General features: G+C 70.7%; 19 protein-coding genes. 8 read left to right on the forward strand and 11 right to left on the reverse strand.

The window, feature by feature from the left end:
- The first annotated feature begins 12 nt into the window (after positions 1-12).
- Positions 13-2,931: a TonB family protein gene (locus VZQ01_RS23625; protein ID WP_426744623.1), complete on the forward strand. Its 2,919-nt coding sequence runs from the start codon at positions 13-15 to the stop codon at positions 2,929-2,931.
- On the forward strand, positions 2,928-3,776 hold the full coding sequence (locus VZQ01_RS23630; RefSeq protein ID WP_267699144.1) for a hypothetical protein: 849 nt from the start codon (positions 2,928-2,930) through the stop codon (positions 3,774-3,776). Before VZQ01_RS23625 ends, VZQ01_RS23630 begins: the two co-directional genes overlap by 4 nt.
- On the opposite strand, the gene VZQ01_RS23635 is transcribed toward VZQ01_RS23630, so the two are convergent.
- Complete coding sequence (locus VZQ01_RS23635) at positions 3,771-5,024, reverse strand: sterol desaturase family protein (protein ID WP_426744625.1); 1,254 nt, start codon at positions 5,022-5,024, stop codon at positions 3,771-3,773. The two genes, VZQ01_RS23630 and VZQ01_RS23635, sit on opposite strands and share 6 nt — an antisense overlap.
- A gap of 67 nt (positions 5,025-5,091) precedes the next feature.
- Here VZQ01_RS23635 and VZQ01_RS23640 point away from each other — a divergent pair, with 67 nt between their 5' ends.
- Positions 5,092-5,679: a Crp/Fnr family transcriptional regulator gene (locus VZQ01_RS23640; protein ID WP_074954110.1), complete on the forward strand. Its 588-nt coding sequence runs from the start codon at positions 5,092-5,094 to the stop codon at positions 5,677-5,679.
- Between the two features lie 49 nt (positions 5,680-5,728).
- Here the strand turns inward: VZQ01_RS23640 and VZQ01_RS23645 are convergent, their stop codons facing one another.
- From VZQ01_RS23645 to VZQ01_RS23690, 10 genes are all read right to left on the reverse strand, one after another.
- Positions 5,729-6,979: an Ig-like domain-containing domain gene (locus VZQ01_RS23645; RefSeq protein ID WP_426744627.1), complete on the reverse strand. Its 1,251-nt coding sequence runs from the start codon at positions 6,977-6,979 to the stop codon at positions 5,729-5,731.
- A 108-nt stretch (positions 6,980-7,087) separates the two neighbouring features.
- Positions 7,088-7,792, reverse strand: coding sequence for a hypothetical protein (locus tag VZQ01_RS23650; protein WP_426744629.1), 705 nt, complete (start codon positions 7,790-7,792; stop codon positions 7,088-7,090).
- Between the two features lie 145 nt (positions 7,793-7,937).
- Positions 7,938-8,579, reverse strand: coding sequence for a hypothetical protein (locus VZQ01_RS23655; RefSeq protein WP_426744631.1), 642 nt, complete (start codon positions 8,577-8,579; stop codon positions 7,938-7,940).
- Positions 8,580-8,705: 126 nt separating this feature from the next.
- Positions 8,706-9,314 carry a hypothetical protein gene (locus VZQ01_RS23660; protein ID WP_223782823.1) on the reverse strand — a complete coding sequence of 203 codons (609 nt, stop codon included), beginning with the start codon at positions 9,312-9,314 and terminating at the stop codon, positions 8,706-8,708.
- Between the two features lie 58 nt (positions 9,315-9,372).
- Positions 9,373-10,059 carry a hypothetical protein gene (locus VZQ01_RS23665; RefSeq protein WP_426744633.1) on the reverse strand — a complete coding sequence of 229 codons (687 nt, stop codon included), beginning with the start codon at positions 10,057-10,059 and terminating at the stop codon, positions 9,373-9,375.
- 792 nt (positions 10,060-10,851) lie between these two features.
- Positions 10,852-11,388 (reverse strand): MarR family winged helix-turn-helix transcriptional regulator, encoded by a 537-nt coding sequence (locus VZQ01_RS23670; RefSeq protein ID WP_408888902.1) that lies wholly within the window; start codon positions 11,386-11,388, stop codon positions 10,852-10,854.
- 201 nt (positions 11,389-11,589) lie between these two features.
- Positions 11,590-12,219 (reverse strand): EcsC family protein, encoded by a 630-nt coding sequence (locus VZQ01_RS23675; protein WP_223749636.1) that lies wholly within the window; start codon positions 12,217-12,219, stop codon positions 11,590-11,592.
- 36 nt (positions 12,220-12,255) lie between these two features.
- Positions 12,256-12,699 (reverse strand): hypothetical protein, encoded by a 444-nt coding sequence (locus VZQ01_RS23680; protein WP_223749637.1) that lies wholly within the window; start codon positions 12,697-12,699, stop codon positions 12,256-12,258.
- A gap of 102 nt (positions 12,700-12,801) precedes the next feature.
- Positions 12,802-13,194 (reverse strand): aspartate 1-decarboxylase, encoded by a 393-nt coding sequence (gene panD / locus VZQ01_RS23685; RefSeq protein ID WP_141329993.1) that lies wholly within the window; start codon positions 13,192-13,194, stop codon positions 12,802-12,804.
- A gap of 96 nt (positions 13,195-13,290) precedes the next feature.
- Positions 13,291-14,133, reverse strand: a complete 843-nt coding sequence (locus tag VZQ01_RS23690) for an LEA/WHy family protein (RefSeq protein ID WP_223749638.1) — start codon at positions 14,131-14,133, stop codon at positions 13,291-13,293.
- Positions 14,134-14,270: 137 nt separating this feature from the next.
- Between VZQ01_RS23690 and VZQ01_RS23695 the strand changes: the two genes are divergently transcribed.
- From VZQ01_RS23695 to VZQ01_RS23715, 5 genes are all read left to right on the forward strand, one after another.
- Entirely contained in the window at positions 14,271-15,764 is a 1,494-nt protein-coding gene (locus VZQ01_RS23695) for an alpha/beta hydrolase (RefSeq protein ID WP_426744636.1), read from the forward strand.
- A 13-nt stretch (positions 15,765-15,777) separates the two neighbouring features.
- On the forward strand, positions 15,778-16,512 hold the full coding sequence (locus tag VZQ01_RS23700) for an ABC transporter ATP-binding protein (protein ID WP_223749640.1): 735 nt from the start codon (positions 15,778-15,780) through the stop codon (positions 16,510-16,512).
- Positions 16,509-17,678, forward strand: coding sequence for an ABC transporter permease (locus tag VZQ01_RS23705; RefSeq protein WP_426744639.1), 1,170 nt, complete (start codon positions 16,509-16,511; stop codon positions 17,676-17,678). The genes VZQ01_RS23700 and VZQ01_RS23705 overlap by 4 nt, the downstream gene beginning before the upstream one ends.
- Before the next feature lie 95 nt (positions 17,679-17,773).
- Positions 17,774-18,841, forward strand: coding sequence for a DUF2804 domain-containing protein (locus tag VZQ01_RS23710; RefSeq protein ID WP_426744640.1), 1,068 nt, complete (start codon positions 17,774-17,776; stop codon positions 18,839-18,841).
- Between the two features lie 96 nt (positions 18,842-18,937).
- On the forward strand, positions 18,938-20,050 hold the full coding sequence (locus VZQ01_RS23715; protein ID WP_426744642.1) for a hypothetical protein: 1,113 nt from the start codon (positions 18,938-18,940) through the stop codon (positions 20,048-20,050).
- Positions 20,051-20,061 lie beyond the last annotated feature (11 nt).

A 20,061-nucleotide genomic window follows, 5' to 3' on the forward strand; every position in this document is an offset into this window, starting at 1 on the left:
GAGGGCCTCGCCGTGTGGATTGCGATGCTGGTGATGTGTGCGATGGGGGCGCTGGAGGAGGTGCCCATCACACCGCCGGTTCCGGTGGAGGCGGCGCCGCCGTCGATGCCCGTGGATGCGCCGGTGCTGGAGCGGCCGGCGACGGTGGTGTTGCGGCTGACCATCGACGAGGCGGGGGAGGTGTCGCGCGCGGAGGTGCAGGCCTCGGCGGGGCGGGTGTTCGACCGGGCGGCGATGGAGGCGGCGGTGCGGTGGCGCTTCCAGCCGGCGCGACGGGGTGAGGCGCCGCTCGAGGTGCGGGTGGATGTGCCGGTGCACTTCGTCCCGGAGGCGGCGGGTGGCGTGGGGGCGCACCATCATGGTGAGGCGATGGCCGCCACGGCGGTGCCGGCGCGAGGGAGCGAATCGACGGGCGCCCGGTCCACGTCGAATGGTTCGGCGGCTGGCGCAGAAGCGCCGAGCGAAGCGCCCGGTTCCGCGATGGAGTCCCGCTCTTCGCGGGATGCTTCGGCGCGAGGCGCGGCGGCTGGCTCAGAATCGTCGAGCGATGCGCCCGGTTCTGCGGCGGAGTCCGGCTCGTTGCGGAAGGCTTCGGCCCAAGGCTCGGCGGCTGGCGCTGCGTTGCCAGGCGAAGCGCCCGGTTCTGCGACGGCGTCACGCCCGGCACGGGGAGCTTCCGCCCTGGGCTTGGCGGCTGGTGGCGCATCGTCAGGCGAGGCGACGAGCCCCGCGTCATCGACGCAAGCAGGCTCCGCGCAGGGCGCTTCGACCCCGGACGACGCAGAGAGTTCGGATTCGTTACGGGAGCAGGGCGTCACAAGGGAGACGAAGTCCTCCGAGCGGGTCCTCTCCACCACCGTCCGCGATGTCGCCGCGGCGCCTCCGCCCGTCGCGGTGGGCGACTTCCACATCGAGGTGGGGCAGCTCGCGGACGTGCCGCGCAACTCCGCCTCCGACCTGATGTTGCTCGCGCCCGGCGTGATGCTCGCGAACCACGGAGGCGAAGGACACGCGGAGACGGTGTTCATCCGGGGCTTCGACGCGGGCGAGGGCAAGGACGTGGAGATGCGCCTCAACGGCGTGCCCCTCAATGAGGTCTCCCACGCGCACGGCCACGGCTACGCGGACACGTACTTCATCATCCCGGAGCTGGTGGACGCGCTTCGAGTGACGGAAGGTCCCTATGACGCGTCCCAGGGAGACTTCGGCGTGGCGGGCACGGTGGAGTACCAGCTCGGGCTGAAGCGCCGGGGGCTCACCACGTCGGTCAGCTATGGCAGCTTCGCCTCGCGTCGGCTCGCGCTGGTGTGGGGCCCGCCCGAGTCCAGCGAGGCCACCTTCGTGGGACTGCTCCTGCGTCAGGGCGACGGCTTCGGGCCGAATCGCTCGTTCGCCAACGCGAGCGCCATGGCGCAGGTGGAGCTGCTCCTCGGTGATGACACCCGGCTGCGGTTGCTCGGCACGAGCTATGGCGCGCGCTTCGCCTCCGCGGGTGTGGTGCGCGAGACGGACGTGGTGGACTCGCGGCTGCCCTGCGCGCCGGACGCGGACTCACAGTTCTTCTGCTTCTACGACGAGAACCAGGGCGGCGCGAGCCAGCGCCACATCGTCTCCGCCGAGCTCCAGTCTCGGCTGAAGCGCGGCGGCCGACTGGTGCAGCAGGGGTACGTGGTGCTGCGCCAGACGCGCATCCGCGACAACTTCACCGGTTTCATGCAGGACACCCCGCCCGTTGGTCAGTCCCAGCGAGGCGACACGGCGGAGGGCTTCTATCGCGGCAACACGCTGGGCCTGCGCGGTCGGTACATCCCGGGGCTCACGTTGCTGGGGGAAGCGCGTCCGCTGGAGCTGGGCTACGTGGCCCGCTACGACGACGTGCGCACGCGCTCACGGCGACTGCGGGACAGCGGCGGCGCGCCCTACGCCACGCTCTACGACAACCAGGTGCGCACCACGAACCTGGGTGGCTACGCGTCCCTGCGTGTCTCGCCCCGTCCCTGGCTCACGCTGCGCGCGGGCCTGCGGCTGGACACATTCCTGTTCGGCGTGGAGGACCTGAACCGTCCCGCGGTGGACCGGGACGGGCCCCGGCTCACGGATGAGTCCGTGGATGCCTATGGCTTCTTCGCCAGTCCCCGGGCCAGCGCGGAGGTGAAGCTGTCGCCCCGGCTCACGTGGATGACGAGCGCGGGGCTCGGCGCGCGCTCCAGTGACGCGGCCGCGCTGTCCGACGCGGAGCTGGCGCCGTATGCGCGGGTGGCCTCGGGAGAGACGGGGCTCGGCTGGCGGCTGGAGGGCGAGGGGCATCCGTACACCCTGGAGGCACGCGGCGCTGTCTTCGCCACCCGTGTGTCGCAGGACTTCGTCTTCGACGAGCGCCTGGGCCGCAATCAACCCATCGGCGCGTCGCAGCGCCTGGGCGCCTTCGCCACGGGCCGCTTCGTGTGGAGCGAGTGGATGGACGTGCAGGCCTCCATCGCCTGGGCGCGCGCCACGCTGCCCACGCCCGGCGCGTCCGCGTGGAAGCTGTGGGATGGCGCGGTGATGCCTTACATCCCGGCGCTGCTGGGTCGACTGGATGCGTCGGTGCGCGGCGACGTCACGCTCGCGGGGGAGCGCGTGGGCTGGAACGTGGCGTTGGGGCACAGCGCGGTGGGGCCTCGGCCGCTCCCGCTCGACCGCTACAGCGCGCCCGTCTTCCTCTTCGACGTGGCCACGCGCGCGCGCTGGAGCTGGGTGGAGTTCGGCGTGTCCGTGGAGAACGCGCTCGATACGCGCTGGCGTGAGACGGAGCTCAACTACGTCTCCAACTTCCGTGGCGCGGATGCGCCCGCCTCGCTGCTCGCCACGCGGCACTTCACCGCCGGGCCTCCGCGCACCTTTCGCGGCACCCTCACGCTGTACCTGGACTTCGAGGAGGACTCTCCATGAGCTCGCCCGTGTTTCCTCGCGGCATGTCCCGCCGTGCCTTCACGCTGGGCCTGGGCGCGGCCCTCGCGGCGGGTGGCTCAGCCTGTGGACTCTCCGGCACCGGTGGTCGCGGCATCGTGTTCCACATGGGCCTGCGCACCGCGCTCGCGCCCGAGGCCACGCAGCTCGGTGAGTTCACCACGGACACGGGCTGGGGCGTGCGGCTCACCTCGGCGCGGATGGTGCTGGGACCCATCTACCTCTTCGAGAACGCGTCCCCCCTCCAGCAACAGGCGCGCGGTGTCCTCCGCTCGCTGATGGACGTGCTCCTTCCCACGGCCCACGCGCACGACGGAGACTTCTTCTCCGGAGGCACGGTGCTCGGTGAGTGGGACCGCGAGGTGGTGTTCGACCTGCTCGCCCAGGGTGATGCGCGGGTGCTCGGGCGCTCTCCCGGCATCGCGGGCCGTGCGCGCTCGTTCTCCCTGCTGCTCCAGCCGCCCTCTCGGGCACTCGGCGACGAGGGCGCGGCGCTGCAGGGGCACTCCGTGCTGATGGAGGGCACGGCCTTCCGGGGCGAGCAGCGCGTCCCCTTCCGCGTCGCGCTCGACTTCCCTCCGCCCGTGGAGCTCCAGCGCGTGGACTTCGTGCCCATCGAGGCGGACCTGGACGACGACGGCCTCTTCGTCGTGGAGGTCCGCCCCCATCAGTGGTTCCAGGGCGCGCACTTCGACCGGCTCCCTCCGTCCACCGAGGGGCTCCCGGTGGACGTGACGGCCGAGACCCAGGTGCACCGCGCGTTGTCCGTCAACGTGCGGCGCTTCACCGCCTTCTCGGGGGCGTGGGAGCCGGGCTTCACGTCATGAGGTGCTCGCGCCACCGGGCACGGGCGACGCGCTCCGGCCGCTCACTCGCGAGATGCTCAGCCACACCAGCGTCACCGCGAGCCAGCCCACGGTGAGCGCCCGCCAGGACATGGGCGCGTTCGCCTGGACGAGCCACAGCGTCACGGCGCCCCCCATGGCGAACACCCGCGCCATCTCCAGCGGCAGCCCCCAGCGCTTGGACTCCATCATCCCGCCCCACGCGGTGGCCATGCCCCAGAAGAAGACGCTGAGCACCAGCTTCTGCCAGCCCGACAGCGGCGAGGCGTGGTGGCTGACCAGCAGCATGAAAGGCATCGACGCAATCATCTGGAAGACGAGGTAGCCGCGGATGTTGGGCAGCTCGGTGGACTGGAACTTCACCTCGACGCCCGTCTGGTTCCACTTCGTCTCCACGCGGGCCGGCAGGTCCGCGGGGCGCCAGCCGGTGGGCATCACCCACAGCCGCAGCTTGTCCCACCAGCTGCGCGTCTTCACCGCGTCGCTGCACAGCTTCGCCCAGAACTGGAAGTTGATGACGGTGGGGTCCCAGGTGTTGGGCGGCGTGGTGACGCCGTAGGAGCACTCCTCCGTCTCCTCCCGGTACGTGCCGAACAGCTTGTCCCAGATGATGAGGAAGCCCGCGTAGTTCTTGTCGATGTAGACGTCATTGCGCGCGTGGTGCACGCGGTGGTGCGACGGCGTGTTGAGCCAGGACTCAATCCACCGGGGCAGCTTGGGGATGACGCGGGTGTGGGGGATGAACTGGAGCACCAGGTGGAAGGCCACCATGGCGAGCACGGCCTCCGGCGAGAAGCCGATGACGACGAGCGGCCAGTAGAACAGGAACGAGAACAGCCGCTGGGTGACGCTGGCGCGCAGGGCCACCGCGTAGTTGAGCTCCTCGGTGGAGTGGTGGGGCGAGTGCGCGGCCCAGCCGATGTTGGTGCGGTGCCCGAAGCGGTGGAACCAGTAGAAGAGGAAGTCGACGCCCAGGAAGAGCCCGACGAGCGCCCACGGCGAGGTGCTGTCGATGCGCCAGAGGGACAGCTCGCCCAGCAGCGTGAACAGGGGCAGCACCATCAGCGCCACGGCCACGTTGACGCACTGGTTGAGGACCGCGGTGCCCACGCTCGCGATGGAGTCCTGGAAGCTGTAATAGCCGTTGCGCTTCGCCACGCAGTAGATGAACTCGCCCAGCGCCAGCGCGATGACGAAGGGCGTGGCGATGGCGTAGACGTTGATGGACATGCCCTCGGGTGTACGGCGCCCGGCTCGCTGGGCGCCTTAACCTGGGTTAACCTCGTCCCACCTACCCGTGAGATTCCCGACGCTCTACGAGCAGCTCGCCCCGCTCGGCCCCATTCCCCCGAGTGAGTGGGAGCGCGCCGAGTCGTTCGCGAGGGAGCAGGCGGTGGAGCGCAAGGCCCACTTCCTGCGTCCCGGAGACCCGGCGGACCGCTTCGCCGTGGTGCTCCAGGGCGTGTTCCGCCTGGTGCGCGTCTCCGCGCGGGGCGGCGAGTCGGTGAAGGCGTTCCGCGCCGAGGGTGAACTCCTGGGCGCCTACGCGGAGATGTTGCAGCGACAGCCGTCGATGACGTCCATCGAGGCGCTGGAGCCCGCACGGGTGCTGGTGTTCCGCACGCAGGACTTCCAGGCGCTGGAGGAGGGCCACACGTGCTGGGTGCGCGTGGCGCGCCGCGTCGCCGAGCGGCACTTCCTGTTGAAGGAGCGCCGCGAGCAGGAGTTCCTGGAGCTGTCCGCGGAGGAGCGGCTGGACACCTTCTGGGCGGAGCACCCGCACCTGCGCGGCCGCGTCCCGCAGCGCGACGTGGCGGCCTACCTGGGCATCACCGAGGTGGCCCTGAGCCGCATCATGTCCAGACGGCGCAAGCGCACCGAGTGAAGCCCGCACCCAGGGCCCACACGGTGCGCTCGGTCCTTCGACGCGCGCTTCAGTATCGCTCGAAGACGAAGGTGAACTTCTCCAGCGGCGTCGGGCCGTAGGTGAGGCGCAGGAAGCGGTCACCGGCGGGCGCGGTGAACTTCAGCGTGTGGGTGATGGCGGGCAGACAGACCTGCGGCGCGGGCGTCACGGTGGAGGGGACCACCGTCTCGGCCTCCGTCACGTCGTGCACCACGATGGGCACGTCCTGGTTCAGGTACAGGACGACCGGCCGGTCGCGCTCGTCCGAGACGACCTCCGAGTAGCCGAGGAACGCGCCGCCGTTCGCGGGGAGCGTCAGCTCGTAGAACTCGTGGGGCGCGTCCGTCGCGGGATACATGGCCGTGGGGGATGCGCCCGCCGTGACGGCGACAGGGGCCTCCAGCAGGGCGTGGCCACAGGCGTGCTCGGTGACGCCGTCGCGCTTGCCCGTGGTGAAGTCGAGCCGCCCGTCTCCCAGGCTCGCGTGCGTGGTGTCCAGCGCATGGCCTGCCTCGTTGCGCAGGAGCGTGAGGTCCACCGAGTAACGGCTCTCCTCTTCGAGCGGCGGCAGGTCCGACTCCGGCCGGGGAATCGAGACGGTGAGCGTCAGCGCGTCCTCGGACCAGGTGCCCGTGAGCGAGCGCGGGGCGTTGGCGGGCGCGCTCTCGTCCCGCAGCGTCACCCGGCCCTCCGTGACGTCCATCTTCTCGTTGAACGTGACGGTGACGAGCCGTCGCAGCGTCGTGCTCGTGCCGGCCTTGTACGTCTGCACCGGCAGCACACCCGTGGCGCCCTCCGCCGGATTCGAGGTCACGACGTGGGGCCGCGCGACGTCCGCGCCCACCTGGAACGAGAAGCTATACGCCGTCGCCTGTCGGTTGCCGGCGAGGTCCTCGAAGCGCTCCACCGTGACGTCCACCTTCGCGCCAGCGCGAAGGGGTTGTGTGGGGTGCGCGATGAGCGTGCGCCCCTCGTCCTCCCAGTGCCCCGTCTCCAGCGAGAGGGTGACGTCGCCATCCGCGGCGCGCACCGTGCCCGAGTCCCGCTGGACGGGCTCGCTGAAGCGCACCGTGATGGCGCTGCCGGGCGCCACGTCCACCGCGTCGGCCGCGGGCGTGGTGCCCGTCACCGTGGGCGGCGCGGTGTCGCCCGCGTCGGGGCCCGCGTCCGTCGTCGAGCCTGCATCCGGAGGCGTGGGCGTGGGGTCGTCATTGTCGCAGCCCGTCAGGGCCAGCAGGGTGCAGGTGGCCAGCAACGTGGCCGCGTTGGAGAAGCGCATCGGGTGTGACCTCGCGAGGGTGAGCCAAAGGACGAGGGCGGAGCACCCCGCATGTCTGGGGTGCCCCGCCGGGAGTCACGCGGACTCCTTGTGACGAATCAGCGACTGTCAGCAGTTGAAGATGGCGGGGTTGGTGTCGTCGCAGTCGAAGCGCGTCTTCGAGTAGCCGCTGTTGACCTCACAGGCGAAGCGGTAGACGGGCGTGTTCACGCCGTAGCCGTCACCGTCCTGGTCCCGGTAGTAGCGGTCGCGGTTGTTGTAGAGGTACTCGGGGACGATGCCCACCTGGTTGCCCGACGCGGTGGCCGAGACGACGATGTACTCGGTGCCCGGCGTGAGGTCGTAGACCTGCGCCTTGATGAGCGAGCAGCCCGTCTCCGCGACGGACTCGTTGATGAGCGGCGACACCGTCGCGCTGGTGGTGGCGTTCACCACGGTGAGGGCCACGTTCTTGTTCACGTAGAACGCGACGGACTCCACGGTGCCGCTCCCGGACACGTTGGTCGGGGTGAACGTCACCGAGCCCTCGGCGCCCGCCGGCAGGGTGAGCGTGTAGTGCTTGTGCTGCGTGCTGATGTCCGGCGCCGTGTCCACACGCGTGGCGCTGGCCGTCACGTTCACGTTGTCGCCGCTGTTGCTCGCGTGGGTGCACGCGTGCGTCGTCATGAGGGTGTCGTCCACCGACACGCACCCGGCCTCCAGCGGCTGCTCGGCCTGGCCGGTCGACTCCTGCTCCATGTCCTCCGTCGGTCCGCAGGCCGCGAGCGACAGCCCGAGCAACGCACCGCAGAGGGTCTGCTTCAGCATCTTCATGTGGGATTTCCTTTCAAGGCCGGGCGCGACGCGCGGGCACCGGAGCGGCGTCCCGAGACACGCCACGGCGCCGGTATTCATGTCTTAATGGTAACTCAGTTGCAATAACGGCGCGTACGATTTCCGGGAGTCATCGCGTGTCGCGTTACTGGAGGTGTTCGATGACCATGCCGAGCTCGGTGAGCGAGGTGGGGCCGAGCGTGAGCGTGTATTGGACGCGGTCGGTCAGCTCGTAGCCGACCATGTGTTTCAAGCCCGAGCAGAAGTCGCCGGTGGGCCTGGTGCCCGCGGGGGTCACGGTCTTCTGGACGGCGGTCTCCACGAGGGTGACGGGGACGTCCGGGGTGCTCAGGTAGACGACAAAGTTGCCGGAGGCGAAGGCCTTGTAGCTGAACGTGCCGGTGTACTGGCCATCCACCTCGCGCAGCTTCACGGTGTAGTAGGTGTGGAAGTCGTCGACGCGAGGGTCGCGGGTGGTGGAGGCGGTGACGGTGACGAAGGGTCCGCTTTCGACGTGCCAGCAGGCGTGCTCTCCGTCGTCGCCGAAGTCGAAGCCCTCGCTGGGGACGTAGTCGGGGTCCACGACGCAGGAGAGGCCGTCCTGCGCGGCCAGGTAGCCCTTGTTGCAGTGACACCAGTCACCCTCGGGCTCGCGGTGGATGTGGCCATGGGGCTCGCACGGGTCCGCCGAGGGCTCGGGCTTGGGTTCGGGCGGAGGGTCGTCGCCACCGCAGGCGGAGGTCGCCAGGGCGAGCGTGGCCAGGAGGGCACGGAGTTTCCAGCGCATGGGGGAGCGCTCCACGAAGGCTCGAGAGGTGGATGTCATTGAGAGGCGGGCTGGGAAGAAGGTCTTGAACGACGCTGCCTGGGGCGGAAGTGCCCGGAACGGTTCCAGGCACCCGCCGGTGAGGGGTTACTCCTCGTGGTGGTGACCGGCCTCCTCGACGATGAGCGAGAAGGAGGCGTTGCGGCGCAGCACGGAGCGGAACTCCAGGTAGTACTCGGTGTCGGCCTCGAGGTCCGCGAGGATGGTGGTCTTCAGCGCGCCGCAGACCTCGGCGGGGATTTCGTAGCGGCACTCACGCGCCACCTCGGTGCCGGTGGCCGCCTCGTAGATGCGCAGGCCGCGGTGGCGCGACAGCATGAAGGCGAACTCACCGGACTCGTCCGGGAGGAACGAGACGCGGCCGGCCCAGCCCCAGGAGTTCGTGCTCCGCGGCAGGCTGATGTTGAACGTGGTGTGGGGCGCGCTGACGTCCACCAGCACGGGGGCGCCGAGAGCCGCGGCGGTGACGGGCTCGAAGGGTCCCATCTCCGCGTGGATGCACGCGTGCTCGATGACCTCGTCGAGCTCCTCCGGCTCGTCGCAGGAGGGCAGGGCGCCGAAGAGCAGCGCGGACTCGCTGGTGGTCAGCGCCTCGGCCTGGACGGCCGGCTCCTCGGCGGTGGTGCCGCAGCCGGTGAGCAGGAGCGCGACGCTGGTGGCGAGCAGGGACTTGTGCAGCAGGGACTGGGGCTTCATCTGGGGACTTCTCCTTGTTGTGGGTACGGCGGGTGTGTCGACTGCGAAGGGCGGTGGCTCAGGGCGTGTCCGGGCGGAGCACGACCCAGGTGGCCAGGACCTGGCCCGAGGCGAGGTGTTCGGCGGGGAGTTGCAGGTGCGCGGCGTTGCCCGGCAGACGCAGCTCGGGCGTGAGGCGGAAGGCCGCGTCGTGCGTGGCCGCGTCCGGGAAGGTGACGCGCGTGACGCAGCCCGCGGCGAAGCAGCGCGGTGGCTCGGCCTCGACGGGCTGGATGCTCGTCGCCATCCGCTGTCGCCACGTGTCCAGCGCTTCTCGGGCCCCGGCGGTCCAGGGCTCCTGGCTCGCGCCCGTGGACTCCAGTGACGCGAGCACGGCGTCACGGCGCGCCTTGGGGTCGGCGGGGGCCTTGCGCAGGGCCTGGACGAGCAGCTTGCGTGACTCGGAGAGGGGGCGGCGTGCGCGGACGGAGGGCGCGGGTGGGAGCTGCTCGAGGTCGGGCGACTCGAACTCCAGCGGCTCGGGCTCGTCGGGGAGCGGAGGCTGGGTGGGCGCGGAGGACGGGGGGCGCGAGGGCGCCATGGGCTGGGGAGCCGCCACGACGGGCTCCTCCCGGCGCGCGGGCTCGACGTGGAAGTCCTGGGGTTCCACGGGCGGCGTCGGGAGGTCGGGGAGTCGCAACAGCGCGGACGCGACGCACGCGAGCGCGAGCCCCGCCACTCCCACGCTCCAGATGATTCGCTTCATCGCTCTGCTCCCGCGCCAGGACCGTGTCGGCGGCCGACGAGGGCGTCAGCCGGTCAGTCCCCGCGAACCCCGCAAATATGCAACTGAGATCTAAAAGTAATCAAGTTGCATTTACTGGACATGGCTCCGGCCTGGTCCGAGGGGTGGGCGAGTCGGGACCCGCTGCGGGGGTGTGTTGGGAGGCGCCGCGAACTCCGTGATGGGTGGCGGTGCGCCCCCGCGGCCGGTGGACTTGCGCGGCCTCGGGGGCCCGCCGCGCCGCGCGTCACGCGCACGACGTGCCCGCGCTGCTCGCGCGAATGCGAGGTGACTTGTTCCGGACGGTGAGGTCACCGTCGGACGCTCGCGGAGGGGCGGCACCTCGGGATGCAGGGCGCACGTGCCCCGGCGGCGATGTTCATGTGGATGTGGGAGGCTGCTCCCTCTGGAGTGGCAACCGTCCAGCGCTCGCGGAGCGAGGGCGTCACATCGGGAGGCCGCGTGGGTCGCCCTGGCCGCGACGCTGCACGAGTGCAGGGGCTGGTCCGTCCGGAGGGCACACGTCGTGCGCGCGAAGAGACGTCATCTCGGGATGCGTGAGCATCGCGCATGCCGTGATGCCCATGTTGGTGAGCGGAGGGCTGGCATCCAGTCGAGGCGCGGGTCCGCTGGGAGCGCTCACCCGTCACCCCGTCGCCGAGGAACACTCAGGTCGACGGGCGTCAGGGAGCCAGGACTTCACCGAGCCTCGCGCTCGGGGGCGACAGGAAGGCGCCGGACCCAGGATGGCCGGCGTCCACGAAACTCAGGAACTCAGGCCGCGCTGGCAGTGACGCCTACGTCCTCGACAGCGGCGAGTCGAGGTCGATGCGCCTGGGCCCGGTGGTTGGCCTCGGCCTCTTCGGCGGCCTGCTCCTCGGCGCGGTTCCAGCAACCCAGCGCCTCCACCCAGCCCTCGAGCAAGTCCATCAGCGCGCTGCGCTGCTCGCCCCCCAGCGGCATCAACAGGCGCGCCATGCGCTCCTGCACCACCGAGTCCGCGTTCTCCGCCAGCGCCCGTCCCTGCTCGGTGAGCCGCACGCGCACGCGCCGGCGGTCATGCCGCACCGAGCGCTCGCGCTGCACGAGCTTGGCATCCTCCAGCCGGTCCAGCAGCCGGCTCAGGCGGGGCAGGGCGATGCCGCCCAGGCGGTCGGCGAGCACGTTGACGGGCAGCAGGCTCTCGGCCTTCAGCCACCAGATGGCCTGGACCTCCATGGGGTCCAGCTCATGGTGAGGCAAGGCACCCAGGGGACTGGCGAGCGCGCCACACCGCGCCACATCGATGACCAGGTTGCGTAACCGCGCCACCTGAACACGCACTTCCGCCGAAAGCTCGGTCATCTTCGTGCCTCCGCCTCGCGGACACCGTCTCCCCGAACCGGCCCTTGGGAGTCCGTCGGTCGTCCGCCATGAATGGAGGGCTTTCGCCCCCTGCTTGGGGACGTGAACGTGGCGGCGAAGGAGGCATATCGGACCCGTTGGAATATTTCCGGATCCGCGGGGAAACCCTCACCCCGCCTGCTGGGGGCGCTGGGCCTTGGCCTTGGCGTGGGCCTTGTCGAAGCCCTCGTAGAAGCGCACGGCCTGCTCACCCACGCGCTGGATGTGCTGGTTGTTGAAGTACGCGGTGATGGGCGCGGCGACCAGCGGCATGGCCCGTCCCAGCGTGTGCATCCCGCCCTTCTCCAGCACCATCGCGGCCAGCTTCCCCATCACCTTGGGGCTGGAGCGCTGCACGGGGCCCAGGCCGTTGGCGTAGCCGAACAGGTCCAGCATCTCCCCCCGGGCGCGCTCGCTCTTGAGGTTCACCTTGTAGAGCGTGGCCACGTCCGTGAGCAGGATGATCTGCAGATAGGACATGAACAGCAGGTCCGCGGGCAGCGCCACCAGGCCGAAGACGCCGCTGACGCCGCCCACCATGCTGGCCAGGTTCTTCTTGTCGTCCACCAGACGTTGGGCCAGCTCCCGGGTGTCCGCGCGGGGGTAGCGCTTCTCCAGCTCCGCCACCCGCACCCGGGCCCGCTTCGTCTCCTGCAGGACGATGTCCGACAGCCGCGCCGCGCCGAGCTTCTTGAGCTCCGCCGGGGTCAGCTTCTTCATGAAGGCCAGCCGCTCGGCCACGCTGTCGTAGAAGGCCATGAGGTGTGTCTCCCGCCTCGGGTTGTCCCGGGTCCTCTAATAACCCCGCTCGGCGAGGTAGAGGTCCACCAGCGCGCCTTCCTCGTACCAGGCGTGGCGCATCTCCGCGTTGAACCAGCGCGAGTCCGGCTTCGCCCCGCGCACCTCCAGCTTCACCTGGTTGGGCGACGTGTCGATGACGGCCGCGCGCGCCTTGCACGCATAGCCCGGCTCCTCGCCGTAGCCCCCCTCCAGGCAGACCTCGTCACCGACCGAGAGGCGCCGCGTGTACTCGGTGGCCAGGTAGAGCGCCTCGTCGCAGTGGCCGCGCACCGAGGACTTCCCGTGGCCGGCGCAGCGCGTCTGGGGCGGCGCCTTGATGACGGGGATGGCCCCGTAGAGAGGGTCTTCGTCGTTGGGGTTGGGCCGGAACGAGCCCACCCCGGAACATCCGGAGAGTCCCAGCGCGAACACGCTGACTCCCGCCCACAGCCGCCTCATCGTGATGGTGCCTCCGGGGCCATGGGCCCCCCTCTAAAAGGTGGGGCGAGCATGGCAAAAGGCGCGCGGAGGCGAAAGCCGACGGCGGGAGGACGCCTGCCCTCAGGCAATCCGGCGGGCGGGCCCTGGAATCTCTTCCGTCTGTCCGGGGACGATGCGGTTGGCCGCGTCGACGAAGACGACCTTGGGCTTCCAGTCGCGGGCCTCGGCGTCCTCGACCTCGGCGAAGGTCGCGATGATGACCAGGTCGCCGGGCTTGTTGAGGTGCGCGGCGGCGCCGTTGATGCAGATGACGCCGCTGCCGGGCTCGCCCTCGAGGGCGTACGTCTCCAGGCGCGTGCCCTGGGTGACGTTCCAGATGGCCACCTTCTCGTTGGCGATGATGTCCGCCGCGCGGAGCAGGTTCAGGTCGATGGTGACCGAGCCCTCGTAGTCGAGGTCGGCCTGGGTCACCGTCGCGCGGTGGATCTTGGACTTGAAGAGGATGCGGCGCATGGCGTGTGTCCCACGAAGGGCGCCCAACCGTAACGGCTGTGACGCCCTGGGACAACCTTCAGGTGCGCTCCTGCCCGCCCGGCGCCCGGACGGGCGTCATTTCACGATGTTGACCAGCTGGCTCAGGTTGAGCGGGACGGACTGCGAGTCCGAGGTGAGCTTGCCGTCCAGGCTCAGCTTGGCGTTGCCCCCCGAGCGCAGCGCCACGGCGGCGGAGGCGGCCCGGGCGAAGTTGATGGTGAGCGGCAGCGTCACCTGCTTCGTCCCGCTGCCGTCGAGCATGCCCAGGTTGCCGGTGGACAGCGTACCCACATCCGCGCCGGCGACCTTGAGCGCGCCGGTGATTCCGGCGACGGGCAGGGGGAAGCTGTTGCGGTTGGTGATGGCCAGGGGGAACTCGACGGTGGCGCTGGTCAGCCCGATGTTGGTGATGCGCGGGGGCTGGAAGGCGACCTGGGGAATCTTGGGGACGTCGAACGCGCCCTCCTTCTGGAGGGGGAAGGAGAGCACGCCGATGGGCGTCTGCACGCCGACGCTGCCCTGGGCCTTGTAGGCGGCGCGGTCCTTGTTGAGGAAGGTCTCCACCACGGGGACGATGTCCGCGAAGCGCACGTTGGCGGGGAAGACCAGCTCGCTTCGGCCATTGGCCTTGAGGTTCAGGCCCTTGCGAGGCTTGCCGGCCACCACCTGCTTGCCCTCGACGAAGAACGAGTAGTCCACCGAGGCCAGCTCCAGACCGAAGCCGTTGGGGTTGTTGACCTCGTAGACCAGGTCGACGGTGGCGTCGGAGAGCGACGCGCTGGACAGCCGCGCCGTCTTGAAGGTGAGGGTGGGCTTCTTGAAGGCCTTCTTCAGCGCGCTCTGCAGGCCAGCGCAGCCGGCGAGGGTGGTGAAGCAGAGGGCGAACAGGACGAGGGCGAAGCGTTTCATCGTGGGCATGGGCGTATCACCAGACGGCCGCGCCCGCGTGGGATTCACGCTCGGGCGGTGTCGAGGCAATCACTTGCGGGGGCGGGTGTACTAGGAGGCGGCAGGTGTTAAAGGTCGGTGCGCCCGCACCCTACAGGGAGACACACTTGGCCGGGGCCCACACCCACATCTGCTCCATCCTCCGCCGCCTGACCTGGGTCCTCGGGCTCGTGGCGCTGTCGGCCTGCTCGCGGGGCGGTTCGTCCCCCCAGGCGCGCACCTTGAAGCTCGAGCCCTGCCAGTTGGAGGGGCTGGCGCCCCAGGCGCAGTGCGGCACGCTGGAGGTCTTCGAGAACCGGGAGGCGAAGACGGGCCGCAAGCTGTCCCTGCGCGTGGCGGTGGTGCCCGCGCTGGCGGCGCAGCCCCAGCCCGACCCCCTGGTGTTCCTGGCGGGAGGGCCCGGGCAGGCGGCCACCCGACTGGGCGCCGTGCTGCGCGCGGTGGAGCACATCCGCCGCCAGCGCGACATCGTGCTGGTGGACATGCGCGGCACGGGGGACTCGAGCCCGCTGGACTGCGAGTTCCTCCCGAAGGACGCCGGGCTGGCCGACTACTTCAGCGAAGACGACGACCTGGCGCCGCGCATCCGCGCGTGCCGGGAGCGCTGGGACGCGGACGTGCGGCAGTACACCACGCCCATCGCCATGGCGGACCTGGACGAGGTGCGCGCGGCGCTGGGGTACGAGAAGCTCAACCTCTGGGGCGGCTCCTACGGCACGCGCGCGGCGCTGGTGTACATGCGCCAGTATCCGCAGCGCGTGCGCACCGCCATCCTGGACGGCGTGGCGCCCATGAGCCTGTACCTGCCGCTGTACATGCCCCGCGACGCGCAGCGGGCGTTGGACCTGCTGCTGGCCCACTGCGAGAAGGACGCGGCCTGCGAGAAGAACTTCCCCCGGCTGCGCGCGCGCACGGAGGCCCTGCTGGAGAAGCTCTCCCAGGAGCCGGTGCGCGTGCGGGTGGCCCATCCGCGCACGGGCGTGCCGGAGGACATCGTGCTGACGCGCCAGGCCTTCGTCGGGTCGCTGTTCGGGCTGCTCTACAGCGCGGAGGACTCGTCGATGGTGCCGCTGATGCTGGACCGGGTGACCCAAGGTGACTGGGCGCCGTTCGTGGCGCTGAACGTGGGGCGCGGCGAGCGGATGGAGAAGACGCTCAGCCGGGGGCTCCAGATGGCGGTCATCTGCGCGGAGGACGTCCCGTTCCTCGACACGGCCGCGGTGGAGCGCGAGGCGAAGGGGACGTGGTTCGGCGCGGGGATGGGCCTGGAGATGATGAAGGCGTGCGAGGGCTGGCCCCGGGCGACGCTGCCCGCGGGCTTCCGCGAGGCGGTGGTGTCGGACGTGCCCACGCTGCTGCTCTCCGGAGAGCTGGACCCGGTGACGCCTCCGGCGTGGGCGGAGGAGGCGAAGCGCACGCTGAAGAACAGCCTGCACGTGCAGGTCCCGGGCGTGGGGCACAACACGCTGGGCGTCGACTGCGTGCGCAAGCTGATGGTGGACCTGGTGGCGGACGGTCGGGTGGACACGCTGAAGCCCTCGTGCGGCGCGGGACTCGCGCGTCCGCCCTTCTTCACGTCCTTCGCCGGACCGGTACCCTGAGGACGCGACGCGGATGATTCGAGCGACGAATCTGCACAAGCGGTTTGGCGCCGTGACGGCGGTGGAGGATGTGTCCTTCACCGCCGAGGACGGGATGATTACCGGGCTGCTCGGCCCCAACGGCGCGGGCAAGACGACGACGCTGCGGATGCTCTACACGCTGGTGCGCCCGGACAAGGGCACCGCGGTGGTGGACGACGTGGACGTGGTGGCGCGTCCCGAGGATGCGCGCCGGGGGCTGGGCGTGCTGCCGGACACCCGGGGCCTGTACCCGCGGCTCACCGCGCGCGAGCACGCGCGCTACTTCGGGGAGCTGCACGGGCTGTCGGGCGCGGCGCTCGACAAGCGCGTGGACGAGCTGGTGGACCTGCTGGACATGAAGGACATCGTCGACCGGCGGGTGGAGGGCTTCAGCCAGGGCGAGCGGGTGAAGGTGGCGCTGGCGCGGGCGCTGGTGCACGGGCCTCGCAACGTGCTGCTGGATGAGCCCACCAACGGCCTGGATGTGATGAGCACGCGCGCGGTGCGCACGCTCCTGCGCCGCCTGCGGGACGAGGGGCGGTGCATCGTCTTCTCCAGCCACGTCATGCAGGAGGTCGCCGCGCTGTGCGAGCGCGTCGTCGTGGTGGCGCATGGCCGGGTGGTGGCGGAAGGGACGCCGGAGGCGCTGCGGCAGGCCACCGGCAAGGACAGCCTGGAAGAGGCCTTCGTGGCGACCATCGGCAGTGAGCAGGGGTTGATGCAATGAAGCGGCTGGTGGGCAGTGTCCTGCGCAAGGAGCTGACGGACCACGTCCGGGACCGACGCACGCTCAGCTCCTCGCTCCTGTGGGCGGTGTTCGGTCCGCTGGTGTTCCTGGCGACCTTCCAGCTCATGTCCAACATGATGCGGGACAAGCCGCTGGAGCTGCCCGTGGTGGGCCGGCAGCACGCGCCCAGCCTGATGGCGTTCCTGGAGCGCCAGGGCGTGACGCTGAAGGAGGCGCCCTCGGACTACGAGGCGCGCGTGCGCACGGGCGTGCTGGACGTGGTGCTGGTGGTGCCGGAGGGCTACGGCCGGGACTTCTCCACCGGGCGCACCGCGGACGTGAGCCTCATCATGGACAGCTCGCGCACGGCGGCCCGCAAGTCGGTGCAGCGTGCGCGGATGATGGTGGAGATCTACTCGCGGCAGGTGGGCGACCAGCGGCTGTACGCGCGCGGCATGGCGCCGGAGCTGGCGATGCCGGTGGACGTGGAGGAGCTGGACCTGTCCACGCCCGAGCGCACCGCGGCCACGCTGTTCAACATGCTGCCGCTGTTCCTGGTGATGGCCACCTTCACGGGCGGCCTGCAGGTGGCGAGCGACACCATGGCGGGTGAGCGCGAGCGTGGCTCGCTGGAGCCGCTGCTGCTCAACCCGGCCCCGCGCGGGGCGCTGGTGGCCGGTAAGTGGCTGGCCACGGTGACGATGGCGGCGAGCACGGTGCTGGTGTCGCTCGTGGGCTTCGTATTGGTGGTGCGCGCGGTGCCGCTGGAGGAGCTGGGGCTCAAGGCGCGCATGGACCTGCCCATCGTCCTGGGGATGGTGCTGGCGGTGCTGCCGCTGACGCTGGCGGCCTCGGCGGTGCAGCTGTGGGTGTCCACCTATGCGCGCTCGTTCAAGGAGTCGCAGACGTACCTCAGCCTGCTGACGGTGGTGCCGACGCTGCCGGGCATGTTGCTGGCGATGTCGCCGGTGCAGACGCAGACGTGGATGTTCGCGGTGCCGGTGGCGGGCCAGCAGATGCTCGCGGCCGAGGTGATGCGGGGCGAGGCGCTGGGTCCGCTGCCCTTCCTGCTCGCCGCGGCGTCCAGCGTTCTGCTGGCGCTGGTGGCCCTGCGTGTGACCACGGGGTTGTTGTCGAAAGAGAAAATCGTCTTCGGCCGGGCCTGAGCGGGTGTGGGCAGTGTCGTCGAGGCGTCGGTTGGGGATGCGGGCTGGCCGACGCCGGGTGACATCGGCGGGAGGTTGGCCTCCAATGGGGTGTGATGACACCCGAGAGAGAAGCCCTCCTGCCCATCGCCCCGGCCTCCGTGGCCACCGCCCAGGGCGAGCCCCGATTCGGCACGTACCAGGGTGAGCTGCCCGAGGTGGACCTGCCCCGGTTGCTGGGCCGCTGGGCGCCCGAGCGCACCACGCGGTTGCTCAAGCGCAAGCGGTGGCACTACACCTTCACGGCGACGCCGGAGGTGGCCGCGCTCTTCGCGGTGGTGGACCTGGGGTACTCGGCGAGCGCGTTCGCGGTGGCGTTGGATTTGCGCGAGCGCAAGCCGCTGTGTGACGTGAGCTTCCTGGGCGTTCCCTGGCCCATGGTGTCCTTGGGGGACAAGCCCGGCGCGGGGCTCGACGCGTCGTTCCGCACGTTGGGTGGGAAGCTGGCCATCCGTCGGGGCGAGGAGGACGAGCGCTACCAGGTGGAGGTGGACGTCAGCCGCGTGCGCACGGGCAGCCTCAACACGTTCCAGTGGAATGGGGAGATGTTGGTGGCGGGTGGGCCTCCCGCGCTGACGGTGATTGCGCCGGTGCAGGGGGACGGGCTCGTCAACGTCACGATGAAGCGCAACGGGCTCTTGTCCTTCGGCAGCATCGAGGCGGGCGGCAAGCGCTTCCGGTTGGACGGGGGCGTGGGCGGCATCGACTACACGCAGGGGTACCTGGCGCGGCACACGGCGTGGCGCTGGGCGTTCGCGGCGGGGCGGCTGGCCGATGGGACGCCGGTGGGGCTGAACCTCGTGGAGGGCTTCAACGAGACGGCGACCGAGGCGAACGAGAACGCCTTCTGGCTGGGGGACCGGCTGTATCCGCTGGCGCGCGCGCGGTTCGAGTACGACACGAAGGATTTGCTCGGGCCGTGGCGGATGACGACGGTGGATGGCGCGGTGGACCTGCGCTTCACGCCGTTCTACGTGCACCGCGAGGAGCGCAACCTGCGGCTCATCATCAGCCACTTCGCCCAGCCGGTGGGCTTCTTCGACGGCACGGTGACGGTGGGGGGGCGGACACACCAGCTCTCGCACGTCCCCGGCGTGAGCGAGGACCAGGACATGCTCTGGTGAGGTCGAGGGGCGTGCGCCCGGGCTCGCATCGTGCGTGGTGCCCGGGGCCGGAGGCGCTAGGCTGGGAGGCCCACGCCGTTGGTCCGGAGTGAGCCCATGTCGTCGTGTCCGCACTGCGGTCAGCCGCTTTCCGATGCTCGCGTCTTCGCGTGCCCGTCCTGTGGGCAGAGCGTGGGGGCGTCCGCGCGTGGGACCGAGTTGCCGGACGACGCCGCGGAGTCGGCGCGCCGGGCCGCGGAGGCCACGGGGCGCGCGGTGCGCACGGTGCTCGAGGACCCTCGGCTGCGTGAGCGGCTTCCTGGGGGCTCGTTGCCGCTGCTCGGCTCGGGGCTCGTCGCGGCGGCGGTGCTGCTGCCGGGGCTTCCCTTCATCAGCGGGACGATTGGCATCCCGTGGTCGGTGGTGATGCTGGGCGGGAGCCTCCTGCTGGGGGCTCGGGAGTGGAGCGCGGCGGGGCGGCCGGTTCCTCCGCTCCTGGAGCAGCTCGCGCGGATGGCCGCGTCCGCCACGTTCCTGTTGCTCTACACGTCGCTGGTCATCACCTTCGCGTTCCTCTCGCTCGGGCTCGGGTTGGTGCCGCTGGTCTGGGTCGCGGCCGCGGTGGTGCTCGGGTATGTGCAGTGGCGCGTGTTCCAGGCGTCGGCCGCCGCGATGCCGGAGCTGCGGCCCGCGCCGGGGGCCGCGCGGTTGAAGCGCTGGGTGCTCGGCGGCGCGGCCGTGTGCGCGGTGTCGCTGCTGCTCACGTGGGGCTCGGGGATGCGGACGTGGACGTCGCTGGGTGGCTACGGCTACGACAACAGCCTCGTGCACGAGGTGGACAGCACCGGTCGCTCCACGGGGCACTCGTACATCGAAACCCGTTACGGGTGGCAGCCGGGCATCACCAACACGTTCACCTCGTTCGCGACGTCCGGGCGTGCTCGGCCCGGGGCGCCGCTGGTCGTCATGGCGCTGATGTCGCTCGCCATGCTGGCCGCCGTGCCCCGGCTCCGCGAGGCGATTCCGTCCCAGACGCCCTACATCCTGGCGGGCGCCATCACCGTGTGGGGGCTGCTGGGCCTGTCCCTGCGGCTGGGGCCGCTGGTCTTCCTCGCGGGGGCATTGGCCATCGACTTCGCGCTGTACCAGGCGCATCGCGCGGCGAACGCGCGGGAGGAGCCTCCGCCCGGGAACGGCGACTCATCGAGCTCCGGCCCGACGAGCGCCTGAGTCACGGGCCC

Origin of the sequence: Myxococcus faecalis (assembly GCF_050039385.1) — a bacterium.
GTDB classification, from domain to species: Bacteria; Myxococcota; Myxococcia; order Myxococcales; family Myxococcaceae; genus Myxococcus; species Myxococcus fulvus.

Coding starts and splice junctions, on each gene's coding strand:
- VZQ01_RS23630 (WP_267699144.1), top strand. CDS start 2,928: ATGAGCTCGCCCGTGTTTCCTCGCGGCATGTCCCGCCGTGCCTTCACG.
- VZQ01_RS23635 (WP_426744625.1), bottom strand. CDS start 5,024: ATGTCCATCAACGTCTACGCCATCGCCACGCCCTTCGTCATCGCGCTG.
- VZQ01_RS23645 (WP_426744627.1), bottom strand. CDS start 6,979: ATGCGCTTCTCCAACGCGGCCACGTTGCTGGCCACCTGCACCCTGCTG.
- VZQ01_RS23650 (WP_426744629.1), bottom strand. CDS start 7,792: ATGAAGATGCTGAAGCAGACCCTCTGCGGTGCGTTGCTCGGGCTGTCG.
- VZQ01_RS23655 (WP_426744631.1), bottom strand. CDS start 8,579: ATGCGCTGGAAACTCCGTGCCCTCCTGGCCACGCTCGCCCTGGCGACC.
- VZQ01_RS23660 (WP_223782823.1), bottom strand. CDS start 9,314: ATGAAGCCCCAGTCCCTGCTGCACAAGTCCCTGCTCGCCACCAGCGTC.
- VZQ01_RS23665 (WP_426744633.1), bottom strand. CDS start 10,059: ATGAAGCGAATCATCTGGAGCGTGGGAGTGGCGGGGCTCGCGCTCGCG.
- VZQ01_RS23675 (WP_223749636.1), bottom strand. CDS start 12,219: ATGGCCTTCTACGACAGCGTGGCCGAGCGGCTGGCCTTCATGAAGAAG.
- VZQ01_RS23680 (WP_223749637.1), bottom strand. CDS start 12,699: ATGAGGCGGCTGTGGGCGGGAGTCAGCGTGTTCGCGCTGGGACTCTCC.
- panD (WP_141329993.1), bottom strand. CDS start 13,194: ATGCGCCGCATCCTCTTCAAGTCCAAGATCCACCGCGCGACGGTGACC.
- VZQ01_RS23690 (WP_223749638.1), bottom strand. CDS start 14,133: ATGCCCACGATGAAACGCTTCGCCCTCGTCCTGTTCGCCCTCTGCTTC.
- VZQ01_RS23700 (WP_223749640.1), top strand. CDS start 15,778: ATGATTCGAGCGACGAATCTGCACAAGCGGTTTGGCGCCGTGACGGCG.
- VZQ01_RS23705 (WP_426744639.1), top strand. CDS start 16,509: ATGAAGCGGCTGGTGGGCAGTGTCCTGCGCAAGGAGCTGACGGACCAC.
- VZQ01_RS23710 (WP_426744640.1), top strand. CDS start 17,774: ATGACACCCGAGAGAGAAGCCCTCCTGCCCATCGCCCCGGCCTCCGTG.
- VZQ01_RS23715 (WP_426744642.1), top strand. CDS start 18,938: ATGTCGTCGTGTCCGCACTGCGGTCAGCCGCTTTCCGATGCTCGCGTC.